Here is a 19,704-nt window from a genome sequence, read left to right as displayed (position 1 = left end):
CCCGCCGCACAACTTCTATTGAACCTATGGATAAAAGAACCCTATACATCTGGCTGCTTCTTATAGCCTCCATCCTTATATCAGGCATTATTATATCGGTTTTTGTAAAGGCCCTGAAGGTGGTTCTGATGGCTATACTGGTACTGGCCCTAGCCCCAGTAATCTTCTTTATCCTGAAGAGGCTCCTGATGCCCGGCAGCAAAAGCAAAACGGATAAGCTAAAGAAAAGAGATTGATTCTCTGGCCAATGACCCTTTGACAACTGACAAAGAACCCATGATGCTCTTCCAGACTACCTTGTCCGGAAGCAACTAAAAGGGTTTCCTTATCCCGTGCATACCGGGTTGAGCAAAATTAAAAATAGATATGCTGTGCCAGCCTGAAGGTGTTGGCATGTGCCTCCACTATATGTGCGATTTGCTTAGAGTAACCACCACCCATGCTAACTGTAACCGGCAGGTTATTCCGGTGGCACAGTTCCAGCACCGTGCGGTCGCGCTCCTTACAACCGGCAATGGTCATTCCTAATTTCCCCAGTTTATCCGTCGCCAGCACATCCACCCCCGACTGAAAGAAAACAAACTCTGGCTGCTCCTCATCCAGCAGGCGCGGCAAGTGATACTGCAGTAGCTGCAGGTAGGTTTTGTCGTCGGTGCCTTCCTCCAGCGGAATATCAAGGTCTGATTGCTCTTTATGGAAGGGGTAGTTATGGCCACAGTGCATGCTGAAGGTGAACACCCGCGGCTCGTTCTCAAAAATCTGCGCGGTGCCATTTCCCTGGTGCACATCCAGGTCCACTACCAGAATCTTCCTGAAGCCTTTGTATTTGAGCAGGTAGTTTGCCGCAATGGCAATGTCGTTGAGCAGGCAAAAACCTTCTCCCCTATCGGTAAAGGCGTGGTGGGTGCCGCCGGCAATGTTCATCCCGATACCGAACTCCAAGGCAAACAGTGTAGCCTGCAGTGTGCCGTTCATAATCACCACCTCCCGCTGTATCAGTTCCTCTGACAGCGGAAAGCCTGTTTTGCGGATTTCAGAGGGGGTAAGCTTCAGGTTACTGAGCCGCTCCCAGTAGGTAGCATCATGTGTATCGAGTACATACTGCTCCGGTAGTGGCTCGGGTGCAAACAGGTTATCCTTTGTTATGGAGCCCTCATAGAGCAACTGCTCCGGAAGCAGGTCATACTTGGCCATCGGGAAGCGGTGGCCTTCCGGCAGGCTGTGAGCGAATATCTCTGTCCAGGCAATTTTTAACATAGCACAAAGTTAACAATAATACAGCGCCACATGTTCACCCATCCTGCCACCGCCCCAAAGAAGCATACTAAAGAAAGGCATCGTGAAACAGTGCAATAACTAAGGGCTTTAGCAGCACAAAAACAGCGGTGGATAAGTGTGGATATTCCTTAAAAAGCTTCTGGTTATACCCATTTTTGATGTGGATAATTGTGGATAACTTTGTTGATACCCCCTAGTTGTCCACCATTTGCTGTTAACTTCATGTAAAATCCGGGGCTGAATCTTTACAATTTCATATTATTGTCTCTAAAGTTAAAAATTTAGCTAAGGGTATCAACCTTTTGGTGAAGTACTGTATCAGAATTTTAGCATTATTGTATTTATCCTATTCTACAAAAGCCAACCTTCTAATGACCAGCTACTTCAAGCATCAGGGAGAAACATTGTGTCATGCTTTATATATATATTTCCTAGTATAACAACCTCATGACCGGCTGCGGCTTTCTGAGAAGTTGAAACCGAACACCTGCACAGCGGCAGTGCAACATTATGCTCCCAAACAACAGTATAAAAGATCACAGGAGTCTGCCTCCTAATTACTGCATGCGCACGTGATTTAAGAACATGATAACCCCTACACTATGAAAAAGATATGCATACTTGCCCTGTTCCTGTTCTTCAGCTTTACTGGCTTTGCCCAGGTAGAGGGGCCAACTACCGTCCAGCAAAACCATAACCTGCTCAGTGGGCTCAATGCGCCTAACGGAGGTATAGGCATAAAAGGAGGCGTAAATTTTACCAATGTGCATGGCAGCGACAAAGACAACCTTGGTGAGGTGAACGGCCACACCAACTTCCACGCAGGAATATTTGCCCAGGTTTCTTTCGGCGAATTTTTCTCGCTTCAGCCGGAGGTGCTTTTCTCACGCAAAGGGTATGAACGCAATGACTCTACTTTCCGCTTCAACTATTTTGATGTGCCGGTGCTGGCGGTATTCAACATTACCGAAAACTTTAGCGTGCACCTGGGGCCGCAGATAGGCATCATGATTGGGGCAAAACAGGAGGGTGTAGAAGTTAACCTAGCGCCCTATAACACCTTTGAGTATGGTGCGGCGGCAGGACTAGAAGGCCGAATCAGCCGCTTCAGGCTGGGCACGCGCTACGTACACGGACTTGCGGACCTGCGCAAAGAAGACAGCGCAGGCAACAGCATCAACGAGAACATCAAGAATGGCGTGATTCAGGTTTATTTAGGTATCGGCTTCTAGCCTCACCTCCATTCATAAATCTTCAGGAGCCAGGCACACGCCTGGCTCCTGCCTTATTAAGCAGGCGGAAAACAGCTATATATCATTTTATGCTTCTGTAGCGTATTTTGTAGATAGGCTCTACTCTGTAGTTGTTCCACTTATTTACAAACACCATGGCCAAGCTATACCTACGCCCGCTTTTCCTGCTATATACAGGGATTCTGCTTCTCACGTTTTCCGCCTGCGACACGACTATTAATACAGATGATGCCATTATCTCCGAAGCTGTGGAGAAGAAAAACAATGCAAGGCCAACCGATATCTTCGTGGTAGATACTGCCAAAAGTGCAGTAACTTGGATAGGAGCTAAAATGACAGGGCGGCACAACGGCCTGTTCCGGATACAGAGCGGTGAACTGCACATGCGGGAGGGGCTGCTGATTGGCGGCGAGTTTGTAATGGATGTGGCCAACACACGATCTGATGATAAGACCATAAACGAAGCAAACAACAAGAAACTAACGACACACCTGCGCTCTGCTGACTTCTTTGACGTCGAGAAGTACCCGACAGCAGCATTTGAAATGACAAGCATTACCCGCATCGACAGTACCAAGGAAAAAGCAGCGGCACCTGACGCAAAAATCAAATACAGTGAGTTGCGCATTCAAGACCCGACACACCATGTAACCGGCAACCTAACCATCAAGGGAGAGACGAAGAGTGTCACTTTTCCGGCCCGCGTAACGCTGGATTCCTTACTTCGCGCTAAAGCCAATTTTAACATAGACCGCACCAAGTGGGGCTTAGTCTATAGGTCAGACAATTCATTGGGAGACAAAACTATTTACCCGGAGGTAAACATCGGGATTGACCTCGTTGCGAAGCCTGTAAAAGATTAAGTGCTATCGCCTTACACGCATAGGCACGGCAAGACATGTATCAGGCTTCGGCTCCGTTTGAAGCATGAGTTATGCTAAGCCCCGGTTTTATGCGTTCCTACTCAAACATATAATAGTAAATGATGAGAAAATTCAGGTACCTGCTACCGCTGCTTTTTTTAGGTTTCACCGCCAATGCCCAATCTGACACCCTTCAGGCCTTTAACCAACAGCAGGCAGATACACTAAAAACAGGCATGCTGGTTTTAGGCGGCTGGGCCATCCTCAACATTCTGGTAGGAGGCTTTAAGCTAACGAAGGCCACCCGCAGCAGGAAGTTCTACTTTCAAATGAACCTATACTGGAACATTGTGAACCTGATTATAGCCGGCGCAGCACTGTACGGCATCATTTCCGGCGACCCGGCAACACAATCGCTGATGCAAAGCCTGAAGCTGCATGTGTGGTACAAAAAGATTCTGTACCTGAATGTAGGTCTGGACGTAGCTTACATTATTCTAGGGGCTTATCTGAAAGAGCGGTCCGTTACTTCTGCCAAAACAGAGCAGATGCTAGGCTGGGGCCAGGCGGTGGTGCTGCAGGGCGTCTTCCTTTTCCTCTTAGACCTGGTGCTGGTGGTGCTGCTGGAGTTTTCCGCTGACAGGCTGTTCAGCCTCGTTCCGCAAACATAAAAGCCACAGAAAGCAGTAACATATAAAAGGCCCCAGCCGGATTTCCGACTGGGGCCTTTGTTGATTCAAAGATGTCTTATTTTAGCGGTCGTGCTTGCCTTCGGCAAACTCTTCAATCATCTTCTTGTTGAAAGCTGGAATATCATCCGGGTTACGGCTTGTCACCAGTCCCTGGTCTACTACTACCTCCTGGTCTACCCACTCTGCTCCTGCGTTTTTAAGGTCAGTTTTCAGGGTGTGGTAGCTGGTCATTTTCCTGCCTTTCACTTTCCCTGTTTCGATTAGCGTCCAGGGGGCGTGACAGATAGCTGCCACAGGCTTGCCCGATTCCATAAAACTGTTCACGAAGGAAACAGCCTCTTTGTTGGTGCGCAGGTTGTCCGGGTTCATCACACCACCAGGCAGAAGCAGGCCATTATAGTCTTCGGCCTTCACATCACTCAGCTTTCTGTCAACTGTAAACTTATCACCCCACTCAGTATGGTTCTAGGCTTTAATCTGGCTGTTCTTGTTTGGGGAGATGATGTGGGCTTCGGCGCCTTCATCTTTCAGCGCCTGCAGTGGCTTTGTTAGTTCTACTTGCTCAAATCCTTCTTCTACTAAAATCGCTATCTTTTTTCCTTCTAATTTATTTGCCATTATTAAGTTGGTTTTCGTGTTTCACATATATTTCTACTATTTATAACGCCCCGAAAGGTAAATTGTTAACTTACCCCTACACAACACCCAGTCTGGTACAGACGTTATACAGCCATGATGCAAACACTTTATAAGCGCTTCGTCGCTGCTTTTTCTTTGGCTTTACTTGCTGTAGCGCCTGCTCTTGCCCAGGACGTAAAAGTGATTAAATTTGATGAGCTGCAGCAACTGCGTCAGTCGCCGGGCGACACGCTTTACGTGGTGAATTTCTGGGCTACCTGGTGCAAGCCTTGTATAAAAGAACTACCTTATTTTGAAGCGGCCAACGCAGCTTATAAAGACCAGCCGGTGAAGGTGGTTTTAGTAAGTATGGATGCCGCCGAAGACCTGGAGAAGCGCGTAAAACCATTCGTGCAAAAGCGTGGCCTGAAAGCTGACTTGCTGCTGCTGGATGAGACGGACGGGAATACCTGGATAGATAAGTTGGAGCCGAAATGGTCTGGTGCCATACCCGCCACACTGCTGTTTAACAACAAGCGCAGGCAGTATGAGTTTGTAGAGCGCGAGATGACGCAGGAAGAGCTTCAAGGCCTGATTGAAAAGTATAAACCAAAATCATAATTCTATGGAAAAATTGAAACTGCCTTTCGTGTACATGGTGTGCCTGCTGTTTGCAGCTGTGCTCCTATCGGCTGTGCCCGCTGATAATGGTTACCAGGTTGGTGACACAGCCCGCGACTTTAAACTGAAGAATGTGGATGGCAAGATGCTGTCGATGGCTGATTACAAAGATGCCAAAGGCTTCATCGTCACCTTCACGTGCAACACCTGTCCTTACGCCATTGCGTATGAAGACCGCCTCATAGACCTGCACAATAAATACGCACCGAAAGGATACCCTGTTGTAGCCATCAACCCGAACGATGTGAAGGTATCGCCGAATGATTCTTATAAGAAGATGCAGCAGCGGGCAAAGGAGAAGAATTTCCCGTATGCTTACCTGTATGACGAGACACAGGAGATTACCAAGGCCTACGGGGCGACCAAAACGCCGCACCTGTATATCGTGCAGAAGCAGGCGGACGGCAGTATGAAGGTAGCCTATATTGGCACAATAGACGACAACTCGCGGGATGCAGGCAAAGTACAGAAGAAATATGCGGAGGCTGCTCTGAACGAACTGGTGGCAAACAAGCAGGTAAGCCAGCCAACAACCAAGGCCATCGGCTGCTCCATTAAGTGGCGCGAAGCATAAGGGAATCGTCAACAAAGGATTTCCGGACAAAGGACAAAAGAGTATAGGCTACCTAAAGTCTATACTCTTTTGTCCTTTGTCTTTTATCTAACTTTGCCCTTCTTCTTTTGCCCCTTCCACTCGTTTTGTGTCTGCAGGCAAGGGCGCACCTGCGGGCTTAACTTCACTGGCAGCAAGCAAAGCCGGGCTCATGTGCCGGCGGTGCTTCATTCCCTCAAGGCGGGCCTCTACTTCAAACTTGTTGTTATAGTACCCTACCCGCATCGACTCGAGCAGGTACAGCCACAGAAACCGCAGGTAGCCGTGCTCTTTAAACTGCCTGATATGGCAAAGTTCGTGTGCCACCCACCCCTCATCTTTCAGGAACGTGTCGCGGGAAACGCCGCTCAGGTGTATGCTTTTCCCGAGCACCATGGCCACATTTTTGCTTTTAAGCACCGTGCGTGCAATTCTGGCGAAAGGAGAACGTTCTACAACTTTAAATTCCATTATCTAAAAGCATAAAATTGTACGCTTATTTATACGCAGGAAAAGCCTGAATTATACTTTATAGGCAAATGCACAACGATTTTTAGCAGAAGCATCACATTTACAAGCACATAACTATAACTTTTGTTTTGGTGCTTTGGATGGTAGTACTTACATTTGCGGGCTGTAAAAGATGCGGTAGCATCTGAAACAGTGCAGGTTGGCTCGAAAGATACTATTTTACCCGTGCCAGCCTGTTCGCCAAAAGGTGAAACTGTTTAGCCGCTCCGGTGGCTGAAAACAAGCCAAACCCTATGACAAAAACTATAATACTGAGCGTTCTGGCGGCTTTTTCGCTGGCACTCTCTTACTTCTACGAGGTTAACCCGGCTAAGCCGGCTACACCTGAAGCAGCCGCCGCTGCAGCACTGATTACTCCTTACGCGATTAATTCCGGGGAGGACTTGGTGCGGGCCCTTGAGCTGAATGTGCTCGAAGAGCTGAAAGAAAAGGAAGCCGCCACAGAAGAGTACTACATCAAAAAGCTGGGGCTCCGCTTCAAGAACCCGGACTACAAGCACCTGGTAGAAACAGCATCCAAATGGATAGGAACCCCCTACCGCTACGGCAGCAGTTCCAGAAGAGGCACCGACTGCTCTGGCTTCGTTTCCAGCATTTACCGCGATGTGTATGGCGTTGACCTCAGCCGAAGCTCCCGCTCCATGTTTCAGGATGTAAAGCGCGTGAAGAAAGACAACATGCGCACCGGCGACCTCGTCTTTTTCCGGCGAAGCGCAAAAGGCCCTATCTTTCATGTGGGCATCTACCTGAAAAATAACAAGTTCATTCACTCATCCACCAGCGGCGGTGTAAAGGTCAGTTCTCTTAAAGAACCCTACTACCGCAACTACTTCTATGCCGCTGGCCGTGTAAATTAAAGATAAAGACTAAGTGCCTGAAAGCCCTGCAGCAAAAACTGCAGGGCTTTTTTTATTTGATCTATCATAACAAAATTAGAGGCACCAAGTATAGAAAGGTTAACGTTTGTTTGGGCAAATTGCATCCCAATACTGTTTTTCCGGGAGTGAGTAGCCCCGGCCACTGCAAAAGCAGACAAAACAAATACAAAAAGTATAAGCACACACAATTATGGACAATCAGAGAACAGAAGGTAAAAATATAGCAGACAGCCCCTTCTTTAAGAAAATCCTTGAAAGAGCAGAGGGTTACCTCAAGCACCCGTCCAAGGTAGCACAACTGGTAGCGGATGCCCTGAAAAAAGCATCTGCCAACAAAGGAGTCGGCGCCCTGGCCGGTGAAGTATGGGAAAACCTACAACTGCTGACGCGCATGCTGAAGGCGGCTATGTCAGGAGAATATAAAGGCATTCCATCCTCTACGCTGGTAGGCGGTATTGCCGTTCTTATTTATTTTATTTCGCCTATCGACCTTATTCCAGATATGATTCCGATTATAGGCTTGCTGGACGATGCCACGCTGCTGGCCTGGTTTATTGCCAGTATCAAAACAGAACTGGACAAGTATAAAGAGTGGGAAGCTACAAGACCTATAAAAGTAGAACCTGTAGCCCCGCAGCACACAGATGCGCCGCATAATGCAGACACCTCCTGGGGCACCCCGAAGTACAGCGACAGAACGGGAAGCGATGTAGAGACGCAGACACGAACAGACATTTAACTAAACCAGATACAGAGATGGAAACAAACGATAAGAATAAAGACCAGGAGCAAAACGAGCCCAAAGACAAGCATTCTTCGCAGGGGCACAAGACAGATGCAAAGGGCACTGTTACCAACACGCGGGAAGAAACTTTACGCTCTGCCACAACAGATAGCACCCGCGCGCCTAAAAAAGGCACTGACGATGGACCCACTGGAGGCAACGTACGGTAACGTTATATAACTATTCAATTGTAGCGGCGGCAGGTTTGAGGTAAACCTGCCGCCGCTTTTTTGTACTTCTCTGTTGCACCCTTATTTCAAGAAAACAGGATATTATATATTTACAGTATATTATATGAATTAAAATATAGTACAATACAAATACATTAATTTATCTAAAAACATCGAAAACATTTAGCGTTAGACTTTTTTTAAGGAAATTATTCTATATATTTGGTCGTAAGATTTTGTACTTTAACTCTTAGCCAAGTGTCATCATCATTCCTTCGCCTTAGTTCAGTAAATTTGCACATTGATGGAATCGGGAAAGTTTTGTTTGAGCGCAGCGACAAAGCAAAACGCCTGAGCATTAGCGTACGCCCTCTGAAGGGTGTACGGGTAGCCGTGCCGCCGCATATCAGCTTTGAGAAGGCTGAGCAGCTCATTTACACCAAATCTGACTGGATTAAAGAGAACCAGTCCCGCATGCAACAGCAGGAGGAGAAGGTAACGGTGTACACGCAGGACGCTGACTTCAGTACAAGGTTCCATACCCTGCGGCTGCTAACGCACGCCCGCTACGATATGCGCTGCGTGATTGAGAACGGATACGTTAATGTGTTTTACCCGGCGTTCAAGGATGTACGCGACCCGGATGTACAGAAGTTTATCCGCAAATCTATTGAGGAGACCTACCGCAAGGAGGCAAAGCAGTACCTGCCGCAGCGGGTGGCTTACTTCGCTGACAAGTTCGGCTTTCAGTACCAAAGCATCTTCATTAAGAACGCCAAGTCGAGGTGGGGCAGTTGCTCCTACAATAACAACATTAACCTGAACCTGCACCTGATGCGCCTGCCGGAAGCGCTCTGCGACTATGTGATCCTGCACGAGCTGGCACATACTGTAGAGAAAAACCATGGGCCGCACTTCTGGGCGCTCTTAGACCGTGTTTGTGGCGACTCTAAAAAGCTCGACAACAAACTGAAGGCTTTCCGTATTTCCATTTACTAAACGACACTTTATCGATTATACTCTACTCAACCACTTTAGGCAAACAGCCTACTATTCGTTCACACATCAGTACCCTGACACAAGGCTGTACAGGTAAAAGGCCACATCTTGCTGTGCTTTTAGCCTGATAACACCAGCTACTGCTACCAGCTCATCTCTCCTGAAGGAAGAGAAAGCTTCTTTTACCTCAAAGTCCATTTCAGAATTAGTAACACCGGTGGCACCCGCCATGGTTAATAAACAAGTGCTCTTTATGGACTGGAGCAAAAAAGCGAGGAACAGATGCTCCTCGCTTTTTCTTTTTACAAAATGCTATACAAGGGCTGCCAGCACACGAAGTGCAGGCAGCCTTTTCATTTATCTGATTGTTTTAAACTGGTTAATTCAGCTGCTTTAGCTTGCCTGCCGAACCGTATGCGCTGACACGTAATCAATAAAGTCGCCTACTGTATTGATTGGCACCTCATCCGGAATAGTGATATGAAAGTTCTTCTCCACTTCCAGGATAATGTCTACCAAATCTACTGTATCAAAACCAAAATCCTGAGACAGACGCTTGTCCGCTTGCAGACGGTCAGGCTTGATCTTTTTGGTTCTGCTAATGATACGGAAAACTTCTTTTTCAATAGCGTTAGTTTTTAATAACATAGCATAGGTTGTTAAACTGTGTATTCTCTAACTTTTCCATTAACAGGCACTCCATTCTCCGAGCGCTTGACAGCACCGGCCGCGGCTCTTTTATTTTTACCTACTATTTTATCCTTCAATCGCTCGTTGAGCAGGTACATGACCGGCACCACCAGCAAGGTTATCAGTGTTGCAAAGCCAAGGCCGAAGATGATCGTCCAGGCCAGCGGTCCCCAGAAGGCTACACTGTCGCCACCTAGGAAAAATCCTGCCTCAAACTCTGTGAACAGGGTATAGAAGTTCAGATTCAGGCCAATTGCCAGGGGTACTAAGCCCAGTATGGTGGCCGTAGCCGTGAGCAGCACCGGGTTCAGACGTGTTTTGCCCGCTTCCACAATGGCCTCTTTCAGTTCCTTGCCCTCTTCCAGCAGGATATCTGTAAACTCCACAATAAGGATACCATTTTTCACCACGATACCTGCCAGCGCCACTATACCCACACCCGTCATGACAATAGACATATCCATTCCGAAAATGGTAAAGCCCAGCAGCACGCCAATGATACTGAAAAGCACCTCCGACAGGATGATGAAAGGTTTGGACACAGAGTTAAACTGCGTCACCAGAATCAGGAAGATGATACAGAAGGCTGCCACCAGTGCAAGCATCAGGAACTCCATTGTCTCCTGTTGCTCTTCCTGCTGCCCTCCCATGCCAATTTCATATCCTTCGGGCGTCTCAAAGTTCTGCAGCGACTCTTCTATCTGCTGTACCACCTCGTTGGCATTGTAACCGGCCAGCACGTTAGACTCCAGCGTGACCACGCGCTTCAGGTCTTTGCGCTTCACGCCGCCATACGTGGTAGAATACTCGATAGAAGCCAGTGATGACAGCGGAATCTGCCGAATCTGGCCAGAGTTCATGTCGCGGTACGTGATGCGCATGTCCATCAGAGCATCGATGTTGTCGCGGTATGGCGCTGCGTAACGAACCTGGATTGGATATTCCTCCTCTCCCAACTTAAACTTCGATGCCTCCCTGCCGAAAATAGCAGTACGCACCTCCTGCCCTATCTGCGCGGTAGAGATACCCTCGCGGTTGGCGCGCTCACGGTCTATGTTGATGACTATCTCTGGCTTGCTGTCTTCCAAGTCAGAGCGCAACTCCTCAATACCGGCTATCCCCTGCTGATCAATATACTGCTCCACCTGCTTCGAAAGCGCTACCAGGTCCTCAAAACCCTCTCCGGCAATCTCCACCGAAACCGGCTTGCCCACCGGCGGGCCGCTCTGCTCTTTGTCTACTGTAATATCTGCACCGGGTATTCCCTTCACAGCCTCACGTATCCCGCTCAGGTACTCATCAGTCGATTGCCTGCCCTGACGGTCTTTATACTCCACAAAGGCAACGGTAACCTTTCCCTTGTGAGATTGTGGTGTGGTAGAGCGGTCGTTCATATCTCCTGCGCCTATGGCTACATTAGAAATAACGGACTCTACGTCTGGGTTATTTTGCCCAATCACGCTATAAACACGGCGTTCCACCACTTTTGTCACAGAATCTGTCACAGCCTGATCCGTACCTATTGGCATGCTGATATAGGTATAAACAAAGTTGGGCTGGCCCTGCGGGAAGAACTCCACCTTCGGCGGGAACATGCCTGTAAGAACCACAGAGAATATCAAAAGGCCAATAATACCGAAGAACACACCAATCGGCCGTTTGCCAACCAGCATCCAACGCAACAGGCTTTCGTAGCCGGACATAAAGCGCGGCAACACACGCTCCTGGAACCCCTTGATCATTCCAGTGAACACAAACTTGTTCAGAAGCACCAGCAGCACGATGAGCAAAGCTAGGTTAGCTGTACCATACCAGCCTGTTATATAACCTATAATGGCTATGGCAAAGCCTATCCCAATAAGGAACCAGAAGACTTTGCTGGAGCGCGTAGATGCCTGGTGCTCGCTGTGCTTCTTCATGAAAGAGGCCGCAAACACCGGATTAATGATAAAGGCCACCAACAGCGACGATACCAGCGTAACAATAAGTGTAATTGGCAGGAACTGCATGAACTTACCTACCACGCCTGGCCAGAAAAGCAGCGGGAAGAACGGGGCGATGGTGGTAAGGGTACCGGCGAGTACAGGCACAAACACCTCTCCTGCCGCAACCTTCGATGCCTTTACAATGCTCAGGTTAGAGTTGTTGTAAATACGGTGCGTGTTCTCGATAACCACAATGGCGTCGTCCACTACTATACCCAGGGCCAGCAGGAAGGCAAACAGCACGATCATGTTCAGCGAGACTCCAAAGAAGTAAAACGTGAGGAATGCCACGAACATAGAAATCGGCACCGACAGCCCGACAAAGATGGCGTTGGTCGTACCCATAAAGAACATCAGCACCAGCGTTACCAGCACAAACCCGATGATGATAGTGTTTATCAGGTCGTTCAGCGTATGACGCGTTCTGGTAGATTGGTCACCAGTGATGGTGATCTTCAGGTCGTCCGGCAAGGTGGAACCCTGCATTTCTTCAACCGTTTCACGAATCTTATTTGAGGCCTCAATCAGGTTCTCCCCACTGCGCTTCACCACATTGAGGGTGATAACCGGCTGGTTACCCAGGCGGGCATAACTCTCCTGCTCCTCAAAGCCCTCTTTCACCTCTGCGATATCGCTGAGTTTGATATTGGCTCCGGCTACAGATCGTAATACAATGTCACCTATCCTTTCCGGATCAGTATACTGGCCTACCACGCGCACGGAGCGCTTGGCCTCGCCTACTGTTACATTACCGCCCGATATAGTCATGTTCTCCCGTGAGATGGCATTCGCAATATCAGTGAAAGTAACCTGCGCCGCCTGCATCTTGTACAGGTCTACGTTTACCTGCACCTCTTTATCCAGGGCACCCACCACGTCTACACGCGTAATCTCAGGGAATCCCTCAATGCGGTCCTGCAGGTCCTCAGCATATTGCTTCAGCTGTTCCAGGCTATAGTTACCCGCCACGTTCACATACATGATCGGAATCTCGGAGAAGTTGATCTCCTGCACGTTTGGCTCCTGGTCTAGGTCAGTCGGCAGGTCAGAGCGGGCTTTGTCCACGCCGTCTTTCACCTGCTGCTTTGCCACCGCTACATCCACATCGGTCTCAAACTCTACCGTAATAATGGAGAAGTCCTGCAGGGAGTTGGAAGTTACCCTCTTTACCCCGTTAATCGCCTTTATCTCTTTCTCAATGGGCCGTGTTACCAGGTTCTCCATATCAGATGGAGAGGTACCCGGATAGACTGTCGCCACCATCACGGTAGGTATCACAACGTCAGGAAAGTTCTCCTTCTGCAAGTTGATGTAAGAGAAAATACCTATAATCGTGATGATGATGGTGACAATATAGATACTCGTTCTATTATCAATGGACCAACTGGTTGGCTTGAATTCTTTCATAGTTCAAACGCTTAAAGTCTTACTTCCGGGTAAGGCTGTTCTCTGTAAATACTACTGGCTGCCCTTCGTTCACACTCTGGTAACCTGCCGTTATCACTTTGTCGTTTGCAGAAAGGCCTTCCAGCACCTCCACATTTCCGCCATAGCTCATACCGGTCTTTATTTCTTTGCGCGAAGCAACATATTGCTCACCTTCTTTTTTAGCCACATAGATGTACTGTGCCCGCTCGTCTTTCTGCACCAGGTTTACCGGCAGCATAATGGTGCCTTCGTTCTTGTAATCCTGAATGCGCACCACAGCCACCATGTTCGGGCGCAGCGAGATATCTTTTGTGTTCTTTGGGCGCAGCTCCACCGTAAAGGTGCGGCTCGACGGGTTGATTACTTGGCTCACCACCTCTACCGTGGTCTCTATCTCCTTGTTCAGGTCCGGGAAGAAAACCACTGCCTGATCACCTTTGTTGATCTTCGCCTGGTATGCCTCCGACACCTCCGCCACTATTTTACCCCCCTGCAGGTTCACCACCCGGATAATGCCCATTCCAGGCGCTACAGCCTCTCCGGCATTCGGAACCACCTCATCTACCACACCGCTCACAGGTGCCTTGATGTTGTACTGGTCACGCTGCTGCTGCAGAGTAGAAAGGCTTCGCTCCAGGGCCTCTTTGTTGTTTTTGGCTGTGAGGTATTGCATTTCAGTGCCTATCTTCTGGTCCCAGAGGTTCTTCTGTTTCTCAAAAGCTATATCGGCTAGCTCCTTGCGGGTTCTTACCTCGGCTATGTTCTGCTCCAGCACCTGCGCATCAATCGTAGCCAAAGTCTGTCCTCTCGATACCCGGTCGCCAGGCTGTACGCGAACGCTTGTCAGCACACCCGGTACTTTTGCACTCACAAATACATTCTGGTCGAACTCAACCTTGCCCTGCACCTCCAGGTAATGGCGGAAAGTATCCTGGGCCAGCGTTGCAACCGACACTGGCACTGTTTTCTTCTGGACAGCCACTGTTTTGCCCTCAGTCTTCAGTTCCGCCTCCAAGGCTGCTATTTGTTCCTGCAGGTCTGCCTCCTGTGCTTTCAGTTCCTTTAGTTGTGCCTCTTTGTTGTTCTCGTTGCCGCTGTTACAAGCTGCCAGGCTCAGGAGCACAGCTATGGATGATATACCCAATATTCGTTTCATATTCAGTTTCAATGGATGAGTAGTTTTTTCAGTCGTTTTATTTGGTTAGCAAAGTGCCAGTAGCTCTGTCCAGATTCACCTTCGCAATCAGGGTATCGTACATGGCAGCGTAGTAATTTGTCTGGGCCTCCCTCAAATCAGTCTCAGCATTTACCACCTCCAGGTTGGTACCTACACCTTCCTGGAACTTGATTTTAGCCACGCGGGCAATCTCCTCTGCCAGCGCCATATTCTCCCGCCGCGACTCCAGTACATCCAGCGCATTCGTCAACTCCACAGAAGCCTGCTCCAGCTCCAGGTCAATGCTCTGTGTGAGTGTCTTAAAGCCCAGCTTTGCGTTCTCCAGTGCTATCTTGCCCTGCTGCACCTGGTAGTGCTTGCGCAAACCATCGAAGATGGGTAGCTGCAGCTGCCCGCCCACATAACCAAACTCCAGCCAGTTGCTGGTCTTCGTAATATTGCTGAACTCGTTGCTGGCAGTAATGTAACCATAGCGGGCGTTCAGGTATAGCTTTGGCAGGTAGCCGGATTTGCGGTTGCGCAAGTCAAGCTCTGCCAGGTCACGCTGTGTTTCGAGTATGGAATATTCGATGCGATTGGCGTATTCAAAGTTTTGTGGCCTGACCTTGCTTATATCCACCTCTACTTCCGCCAGCTTGTCTGTCAGCAGAATGGCCTGGCTCTGATCAATCCCCATCTGGAACTTGAGCAGGTTTTCGCTCACTGCCATCAGGCGCTCTGTCTTCTGCTTCTCTACTTTCAGGTTATTCAGCTGTACCCGCAGCCGGTCCACGTCCAGCTTCTCGGCCACACCGTTCTCGAACATAATGCTGGTCTGGTACAACAGCGTGTCAAGCCGGATGAGGTTCTGGTTCAGCAGCTCAAAACGCTCGCGGTTTACCAGCACACCATAGTAAGCTTTAGATACCTGCTCCGCCACCTCTATTTCACTCCGCTCTGTTGTTTTGCGGGAAAGCTCCGTGTAAGTCTTGGCTGCTTTCAAGCCAATAAGGTAGGAACCGTCAAACAGTAATTGGCTGCCCGTTACAGTCGCGTTACCGGTGTAGGCAGGCGTAAACGTTACAGGCACAAAGGTACCCGGCTCAGGTGCATTGGGGTTGTTAGGGTCCTGGAAGAACTCTGCGGGCAAAAAGCTCTGCTGCTGAATGAAGTTATCACCTACATCCAGGGAGCCGTTTATCTGCGGCAGTCCCATCGCCCGTATCTCACCGACCTGGGCTTTCGCGATGCGTTGCTCGTTGCGGGTTGCCTGCAGGCTGGCACGGTTCTGCAGCGCGTAGTCAATGCTTTGCTGCAGGCTGAAAGGCGCTACGGCCTGGCCATTTGTATAGAAGCTGCCCCATAGCATGAGAAAAGCTGCTAACAGGCTTATTTTGTTTTTCATGGTTTATTCCCTCTGTAGTAGGTGGTATTATTCTTCTTCAATAATGTGCTTGTACTCGTTGATCAGTTTATGCCCTTTCAGGGTGGCTATTCCCAGCATGTAGTGCTCCAGGCTATCCTTCTGCACCTTGGCTATATTGAATTCATAAGGAGGGAAAAGCTCCGCATCGAAGGGCATCTCGATCATAACCAATCTCAGTCGGGCAATGGTCTCTACATCCAGATCCTGACGAAAGAGCCCTTCCTTCATGCCCCGGTACATGTTCTGCTTTATCAGTTCCAGTATATAACCTGTTTTATGCTGTTTCCATAAAGCCCAGCTGTCGCGGTGGTATTTCTGCAGGTCGTGGAAGATGGAAGGGTGAATGCTGGTAAAGATTTTTTTCGTCATCTCCATGGCATGAAAGAGTTCTTCAATGGCGTTACCGGCCCTTTCAACATCCGATTGGCAAACCTTCTCCACAAATTGCAGGTAGTTGGCCAACGCCTCGTACACTACCTGGTCCTTGTTTTTAAACCATTTGTACAGCGTCTTTTTGGACATAGCCAGGTGCTGGGCAATGTCATCCATCGACACACTCTTGATGCCCCGCTGGCAGAACATACCAAAGGCGGCCTCTAAGATTTTACTTCTGATATCTATATTTTCTGCTGTCTCCATACTCATAGCCAGGGCAAAACTATGGAAACGTTTTTAATAGCCAAAGTTTCCAGCGTTAATTTATCATCAACACAACAGCACTCAAAATGTTTATTCAGCCTTAAAACACAGCTATTTACAATATCCCAACAGCTGTATCCGCACCCTGGAAACAGAGACAAAATTGGATCAGCAGTTAATAACATCAGGCGAACTCCCCGCTTATCAGGAGGAAACGGAAGTGTGCCGGAAGGCAGGCTGTTCCGGAAAAACCAGAAGATTCATACTTGAAAATTTTTTCGTCAGATGCCCAGCACGGAGCGCAGTTTACTGTAGCCGCTCCGGCTCAGAAGCACGCGCACGCCGTTCTTCAGCAGTGCCACGTGGCTGTCTTTTTCAAGGGTTTCGATGCGGGTGAGTTGGGTGAGGGGAATGATGTAGGAGCGGTGCACGCGCACGAACTGCTTCGGGTCAAGCACGCGCTCATAGTAGTTCATGGTTTTCTTTTTTAGGAAGAGGCCGTCCGGCGTGTGTACCTTCACATAATCGTCGTAGGCCTCTAAGTACAGCACATCCTTTACCGGTATAATGCGGATGTCGTTGGCGGCTTTTACCACGATGCGCAACTGCTCCTCCGGCTGCTTGGCCGGCACCTCGCTCAGTCCAGCGGCTTTGTTGTCGGCGGCATTTCTACTTTTCTTTTCCTGCCACTTCTTCAGGGCGGCATCAAAACGCTCCTGACTGAAGGGCTTGAGCAGGTAATCTATCGCATTGGCCTCGAAGGCTTTCAGCGCGTACTCATCGAAAGCGGTGGTAAAAATGACGCCCGGTGCCTGCTCCACCAGTTCCAGCATCTCAAAGCCGTTTATTTTCGGCATCTGGATGTCGAGAAAGATCAGGTCGGGCTGGTGCTGCATGATAGCTTTTACGCCCGCAAACCCGTCGCCACACTCCTGCACCACCTCTATACCCTTGTGGTGCTGCAGGTACTCTACCACAATGCTACGCGCGAGCGGCTCATCATCTATTACTAAACACTTGATCATCTTTTCTGCGGAATTTTAATGCTGGTGATAAACTGGTTCTCCTCCTGCTGGGTCTGGAGCAGGTCGTGGCGGGCGTAGAGCAGGTACAGGCGGCGCTGCACAGAGCTCAGGCCAAAGCCGGTGCCGAGTTGCGGCCGTGCGGTGGCAGGGTCATACGGGTTTTGTATCTGCAGCTGCAGGTGGTGGTCCTGGGCAGTGGCCTTTACACGAATCACTGTGTCGCCGATGGTATCGTAGAGGCCAAATTTAATGGCGTTCTCCACCACAGGCTGCAGCAATAGCGCCGGAAGGCGCATGTTCATCGTTTCATTTTGTACTTCAATGGCAGTTTGCAGCCGGTGCCCGAATCGAACTTTCTCAATCTCGAGGTAAAGCTCCAGGTGCTGTAGCTCATCGGCCAGGCTTACCTGTTGCTGGTCGTCCTTGCGCAGGGTGCCACGCAGAAAGTCGGAGAGCTGCTGTATCATTTTGCGTGCCTGCTCCGGCCTTGCCCCCACCAATGCACTAATGGAGTTGAGGCTGTTGAAGAGGAAATGCGGCTGCAATTGCTGACGCAGGGAATGAAGTTCTGCCTCACGGGCCATTTTTTCGGCCGTGGCTTTCCGCCCCTCGTCCTGCTGCCGCTCCCGGATGTAGAACCACATCCAGTTCAGCAGCAGCATGAGCAATATTATCAGCCAGCCAAAAATCATCCGTACCGGCAGCGTGGCATCTACGAAGGCAAGGTAGGCGGCATCCCCACTAAAAACCTTGCCTGTTATAAAGTTGAACAGGAGCATGATGATTCCTGCCAGCCCCAGGCTCCACCCCAACAAGAAAGCACCCTGTTTTACACTCGGCTGGTAGAACCGCAGCCCTGTACCCATGGCATAACCACCACTTACCAACAGCGCATTCATCATAAAGGCATCCATAATGGCTGTTTCTAAGGGCACCTCCACCGACCACAGCAGCACGGTCTGCACAGCAATCCAGAGCAAGGCCCAGCCCAGGTAAGCAAGTATAATGCGGAGTGGATACATGCGCCGGCTGGTTAATAACTCTTGATCTGGAGGCCGCCGAAGAGCGTGGTGCCTTTCAGGATAATGACCTTCGTAGGGTCATAGCCCCCTGGTATCATGATGCGCTTGTCGTCGATGCCGCCCAATATGGCCACCATCTCAGACTTTACTTCCCAATGAGGCGGTATAATGAGCGTTGTCCCCCCGAATATCTGGGTTGCCTCCAGCACGGCAGGCTGCTGCATATCGGCCTGGCTCAGGTTCAGTTCCGTTCCCCCGAAAACGCTGACTACCTCGCCGCCCCTGAAGTTTTTAGAAATGACGTTTTTCTTGATACCTCCTAAAATAGCCGTTACATCCACCACCTCCTCAGAAACGCTACCTCCGTCTGTGGCATAGCCTGTGCTGAAGCTATGGTTCAACCCGGGGTTTGGTGCCCTTCCTGCCTCCCCTGTTTCTCTCCTTCGTTCGAATTGCCTGGGATAGTCCCGACGGGGCTTTAACATCATCCAAACCCCAAGCCCAATTAACATGACTGGCCAGAAATAAATATGCAGGTCAAAACTGTCTATCATATCCTCTATCAGGAAAACAGATCCGATGAGCACCAGTATGAGCCAGCCCGGCTTCTGAAAGTTATGGCGAAAGCCGAGAAACAGGCCCAGCACAATCAGCAGCACCTCCCATGAGAACAGCCAGTTTGGCAAAAAGAACAGGTCGAGCTTTGCCACCAGCACAAAAACACCCACTGTCACTAATAGCAAACCAGCCAGCACTTTCCCGCCACCGGACTGGTGCGGCGGCTTCTCCCAGTTGCTCCCGTAGTTTCTTTCCGAGTTATATTCTCTGTTTTCCATAATCACTTTTTTCAAGTTTATGCTTAAATGTACTGTAAACGAGCCCGCGCGTCTATAGCAGATAGGCGGGCAGGGGAGAGAAGTCGGTAAGCTGCAGGTTTGCGTCGGTAAATTACGAAGTATAGTTCCTTTCTGCAATTAACCGCCTCCCTCGTCAC

The 19,704-nt window shown here is 49.4% G+C and carries 21 protein-coding genes and 1 pseudogene; 10 read left to right on the top strand and 12 right to left on the bottom strand.

Annotated elements, in window-relative coordinates:
* Positions 1-26 precede the first annotated feature (26 nt).
* Positions 27-236, top strand: a complete 210-nt coding sequence (locus ACFS7Z_RS13350) for a hypothetical protein (RefSeq protein ID WP_377485303.1) — start codon at positions 27-29, stop codon at positions 234-236.
* 118 nt (positions 237-354) lie between these two features.
* On the opposite strand, the gene ACFS7Z_RS13345 is transcribed toward ACFS7Z_RS13350, so the two are convergent.
* A complete protein-coding gene (locus ACFS7Z_RS13345) occupies positions 355-1,257 on the bottom strand; it encodes a histone deacetylase family protein (protein ID WP_377485301.1) in 903 nt (300 codons plus the stop codon).
* A gap of 623 nt (positions 1,258-1,880) precedes the next feature.
* Here ACFS7Z_RS13345 and ACFS7Z_RS13340 point away from each other — a divergent pair.
* The 3 genes from ACFS7Z_RS13340 (at position 1,881) to ACFS7Z_RS13330 (ending at position 4,065) form a co-directional block, all read left to right on the top strand.
* Positions 1,881-2,510, top strand: a complete 630-nt coding sequence (locus ACFS7Z_RS13340) for a porin family protein (RefSeq protein ID WP_377485299.1) — start codon at positions 1,881-1,883, stop codon at positions 2,508-2,510.
* Between the two features lie 155 nt (positions 2,511-2,665).
* A complete protein-coding gene (locus tag ACFS7Z_RS13335) occupies positions 2,666-3,394 on the top strand; it encodes a YceI family protein (RefSeq protein WP_377485296.1) in 729 nt (242 codons plus the stop codon).
* A 119-nt stretch (positions 3,395-3,513) separates the two neighbouring features.
* On the top strand, positions 3,514-4,065 hold the full coding sequence (locus tag ACFS7Z_RS13330; protein WP_377485294.1) for a DUF6992 family protein: 552 nt from the start codon (positions 3,514-3,516) through the stop codon (positions 4,063-4,065).
* An 81-nt stretch (positions 4,066-4,146) separates the two neighbouring features.
* On the opposite strand, the pseudogene ACFS7Z_RS13325 reads toward ACFS7Z_RS13330, so the two are convergent.
* Positions 4,147-4,704, bottom strand: a pseudogene (locus ACFS7Z_RS13325) (type 1 glutamine amidotransferase domain-containing protein).
* A 114-nt stretch (positions 4,705-4,818) separates the two neighbouring features.
* Between ACFS7Z_RS13325 and ACFS7Z_RS13320 the strand changes: the two are divergent.
* Both ACFS7Z_RS13320 and ACFS7Z_RS13315 read left to right on the top strand, forming a co-directional pair.
* Positions 4,819-5,325: a TlpA disulfide reductase family protein gene (locus ACFS7Z_RS13320; protein WP_377485292.1), complete on the top strand. Its 507-nt coding sequence runs from the start codon at positions 4,819-4,821 to the stop codon at positions 5,323-5,325.
* A gap of 4 nt (positions 5,326-5,329) precedes the next feature.
* A complete protein-coding gene (locus tag ACFS7Z_RS13315) occupies positions 5,330-5,959 on the top strand; it encodes a thioredoxin family protein (RefSeq protein ID WP_377485290.1) in 630 nt (209 codons plus the stop codon).
* Between the two features lie 87 nt (positions 5,960-6,046).
* Here ACFS7Z_RS13315 and ACFS7Z_RS13310 read toward each other — a convergent pair whose 3' ends face one another.
* Positions 6,047-6,448, bottom strand: coding sequence for a hypothetical protein (locus tag ACFS7Z_RS13310; protein ID WP_377485288.1), 402 nt, complete (start codon positions 6,446-6,448; stop codon positions 6,047-6,049).
* A 293-nt stretch (positions 6,449-6,741) separates the two neighbouring features.
* On the opposite strand from ACFS7Z_RS13310, the gene ACFS7Z_RS13305 reads away from it, so the two are divergent.
* The 4 genes from ACFS7Z_RS13305 to ACFS7Z_RS13290 all read left to right on the top strand — a co-directional run bounded on the left by ACFS7Z_RS13305 (position 6,742) and on the right by ACFS7Z_RS13290 (position 9,339).
* On the top strand, positions 6,742-7,365 hold the full coding sequence (locus ACFS7Z_RS13305) for a C40 family peptidase (RefSeq protein ID WP_377485286.1): 624 nt from the start codon (positions 6,742-6,744) through the stop codon (positions 7,363-7,365).
* A gap of 211 nt (positions 7,366-7,576) precedes the next feature.
* Positions 7,577-8,125 carry a YkvA family protein gene (locus ACFS7Z_RS13300; RefSeq protein ID WP_377485284.1) on the top strand — a complete coding sequence of 183 codons (549 nt, stop codon included), beginning with the start codon at positions 7,577-7,579 and terminating at the stop codon, positions 8,123-8,125.
* 17 nt (positions 8,126-8,142) lie between these two features.
* On the top strand, positions 8,143-8,340 hold the full coding sequence (locus tag ACFS7Z_RS13295) for a hypothetical protein (RefSeq protein WP_377485282.1): 198 nt from the start codon (positions 8,143-8,145) through the stop codon (positions 8,338-8,340).
* A 258-nt stretch (positions 8,341-8,598) separates the two neighbouring features.
* Positions 8,599-9,339, top strand: coding sequence for a M48 family metallopeptidase (locus tag ACFS7Z_RS13290; protein ID WP_377485280.1), 741 nt, complete (start codon positions 8,599-8,601; stop codon positions 9,337-9,339).
* Positions 9,340-9,405: 66 nt separating this feature from the next.
* Here ACFS7Z_RS13290 and ACFS7Z_RS13285 read toward each other — a convergent pair whose 3' ends face one another.
* The 9 genes from ACFS7Z_RS13285 to ACFS7Z_RS13245 all read right to left on the bottom strand — a co-directional run bounded on the left by ACFS7Z_RS13285 (position 9,406) and on the right by ACFS7Z_RS13245 (position 19,546).
* The gene (locus ACFS7Z_RS13285; RefSeq protein WP_377485278.1) at positions 9,406-9,570 is read right to left on the bottom strand and encodes a hypothetical protein; all 165 of its coding nucleotides are present in this window, start codon (positions 9,568-9,570) and stop codon (positions 9,406-9,408) included.
* A 162-nt stretch (positions 9,571-9,732) separates the two neighbouring features.
* The gene (locus tag ACFS7Z_RS13280; protein ID WP_377485276.1) at positions 9,733-9,987 is read right to left on the bottom strand and encodes an acyl carrier protein; all 255 of its coding nucleotides are present in this window, start codon (positions 9,985-9,987) and stop codon (positions 9,733-9,735) included.
* Between the two features lie 11 nt (positions 9,988-9,998).
* Positions 9,999-13,421, bottom strand: a complete 3,423-nt coding sequence (locus ACFS7Z_RS13275) for an efflux RND transporter permease subunit (protein WP_377485274.1) — start codon at positions 13,419-13,421, stop codon at positions 9,999-10,001.
* 19 nt (positions 13,422-13,440) lie between these two features.
* Complete coding sequence (locus ACFS7Z_RS13270; RefSeq protein WP_377485272.1) at positions 13,441-14,598, bottom strand: efflux RND transporter periplasmic adaptor subunit; 1,158 nt, start codon at positions 14,596-14,598, stop codon at positions 13,441-13,443.
* A 37-nt stretch (positions 14,599-14,635) separates the two neighbouring features.
* On the bottom strand, positions 14,636-16,003 hold the full coding sequence (locus ACFS7Z_RS13265; RefSeq protein ID WP_377485270.1) for a TolC family protein: 1,368 nt from the start codon (positions 16,001-16,003) through the stop codon (positions 14,636-14,638).
* 27 nt (positions 16,004-16,030) lie between these two features.
* Positions 16,031-16,663 (bottom strand): TetR/AcrR family transcriptional regulator, encoded by a 633-nt coding sequence (locus ACFS7Z_RS13260; protein WP_377485268.1) that lies wholly within the window; start codon positions 16,661-16,663, stop codon positions 16,031-16,033.
* A gap of 281 nt (positions 16,664-16,944) precedes the next feature.
* Positions 16,945-17,688 carry a LytR/AlgR family response regulator transcription factor gene (locus ACFS7Z_RS13255; RefSeq protein ID WP_377485266.1) on the bottom strand — a complete coding sequence of 248 codons (744 nt, stop codon included), beginning with the start codon at positions 17,686-17,688 and terminating at the stop codon, positions 16,945-16,947.
* Complete coding sequence (locus ACFS7Z_RS13250) at positions 17,685-18,710, bottom strand: sensor histidine kinase (RefSeq protein WP_377485264.1); 1,026 nt, start codon at positions 18,708-18,710, stop codon at positions 17,685-17,687. Before ACFS7Z_RS13250 ends, ACFS7Z_RS13255 begins: the two co-directional genes overlap by 4 nt.
* Before the next feature lie 11 nt (positions 18,711-18,721).
* Complete coding sequence (locus tag ACFS7Z_RS13245; protein ID WP_377485262.1) at positions 18,722-19,546, bottom strand: LiaF transmembrane domain-containing protein; 825 nt, start codon at positions 19,544-19,546, stop codon at positions 18,722-18,724.
* Positions 19,547-19,704 lie beyond the last annotated feature (158 nt).

This window comes from Pontibacter toksunensis (assembly GCF_042686245.1).
In the GTDB taxonomy this organism is placed as follows: Bacteria; Bacteroidota; Bacteroidia; order Cytophagales; family Hymenobacteraceae; genus Pontibacter; species Pontibacter toksunensis.
Note: the sequence above shows the minus strand (reverse complement) of the source record. Positions and strands in the feature narration are given on the sequence as shown.

What these genes read in the sequence shown, in the direction of transcription:
- ACFS7Z_RS13350 (WP_377485303.1), top strand. Translation starts at nt 27, where the DNA reads ATGGATAAAAGAACCCTATACATCTGGCTGCTTCTTATAGCCTCCATC.
- ACFS7Z_RS13345 (WP_377485301.1), bottom strand. Translation starts at nt 1,257, where the DNA reads ATGTTAAAAATTGCCTGGACAGAGATATTCGCTCACAGCCTGCCGGAA.
- ACFS7Z_RS13340 (WP_377485299.1), top strand. Translation starts at nt 1,881, where the DNA reads ATGAAAAAGATATGCATACTTGCCCTGTTCCTGTTCTTCAGCTTTACT.
- ACFS7Z_RS13335 (WP_377485296.1), top strand. Translation starts at nt 2,666, where the DNA reads ATGGCCAAGCTATACCTACGCCCGCTTTTCCTGCTATATACAGGGATT.
- ACFS7Z_RS13330 (WP_377485294.1), top strand. Translation starts at nt 3,514, where the DNA reads ATGATGAGAAAATTCAGGTACCTGCTACCGCTGCTTTTTTTAGGTTTC.
- ACFS7Z_RS13320 (WP_377485292.1), top strand. Translation starts at nt 4,819, where the DNA reads ATGATGCAAACACTTTATAAGCGCTTCGTCGCTGCTTTTTCTTTGGCT.
- ACFS7Z_RS13315 (WP_377485290.1), top strand. Translation starts at nt 5,330, where the DNA reads ATGGAAAAATTGAAACTGCCTTTCGTGTACATGGTGTGCCTGCTGTTT.
- ACFS7Z_RS13310 (WP_377485288.1), bottom strand. Translation starts at nt 6,448, where the DNA reads ATGGAATTTAAAGTTGTAGAACGTTCTCCTTTCGCCAGAATTGCACGC.
- ACFS7Z_RS13305 (WP_377485286.1), top strand. Translation starts at nt 6,742, where the DNA reads ATGACAAAAACTATAATACTGAGCGTTCTGGCGGCTTTTTCGCTGGCA.
- ACFS7Z_RS13300 (WP_377485284.1), top strand. Translation starts at nt 7,577, where the DNA reads ATGGACAATCAGAGAACAGAAGGTAAAAATATAGCAGACAGCCCCTTC.
- ACFS7Z_RS13295 (WP_377485282.1), top strand. Translation starts at nt 8,143, where the DNA reads ATGGAAACAAACGATAAGAATAAAGACCAGGAGCAAAACGAGCCCAAA.
- ACFS7Z_RS13285 (WP_377485278.1), bottom strand. Translation starts at nt 9,570, where the DNA reads ATGGCGGGTGCCACCGGTGTTACTAATTCTGAAATGGACTTTGAGGTA.
- ACFS7Z_RS13280 (WP_377485276.1), bottom strand. Translation starts at nt 9,987, where the DNA reads ATGTTATTAAAAACTAACGCTATTGAAAAAGAAGTTTTCCGTATCATT.
- ACFS7Z_RS13275 (WP_377485274.1), bottom strand. Translation starts at nt 13,421, where the DNA reads ATGAAAGAATTCAAGCCAACCAGTTGGTCCATTGATAATAGAACGAGT.
- ACFS7Z_RS13270 (WP_377485272.1), bottom strand. Translation starts at nt 14,598, where the DNA reads ATGAAACGAATATTGGGTATATCATCCATAGCTGTGCTCCTGAGCCTG.
- ACFS7Z_RS13265 (WP_377485270.1), bottom strand. Translation starts at nt 16,003, where the DNA reads ATGAAAAACAAAATAAGCCTGTTAGCAGCTTTTCTCATGCTATGGGGC.
- ACFS7Z_RS13260 (WP_377485268.1), bottom strand. Translation starts at nt 16,663, where the DNA reads ATGGAGACAGCAGAAAATATAGATATCAGAAGTAAAATCTTAGAGGCC.
- ACFS7Z_RS13255 (WP_377485266.1), bottom strand. Translation starts at nt 17,688, where the DNA reads ATGATCAAGTGTTTAGTAATAGATGATGAGCCGCTCGCGCGTAGCATT.
- ACFS7Z_RS13250 (WP_377485264.1), bottom strand. Translation starts at nt 18,710, where the DNA reads ATGTATCCACTCCGCATTATACTTGCTTACCTGGGCTGGGCCTTGCTC.
- ACFS7Z_RS13245 (WP_377485262.1), bottom strand. Translation starts at nt 19,546, where the DNA reads ATGGAAAACAGAGAATATAACTCGGAAAGAAACTACGGGAGCAACTGG.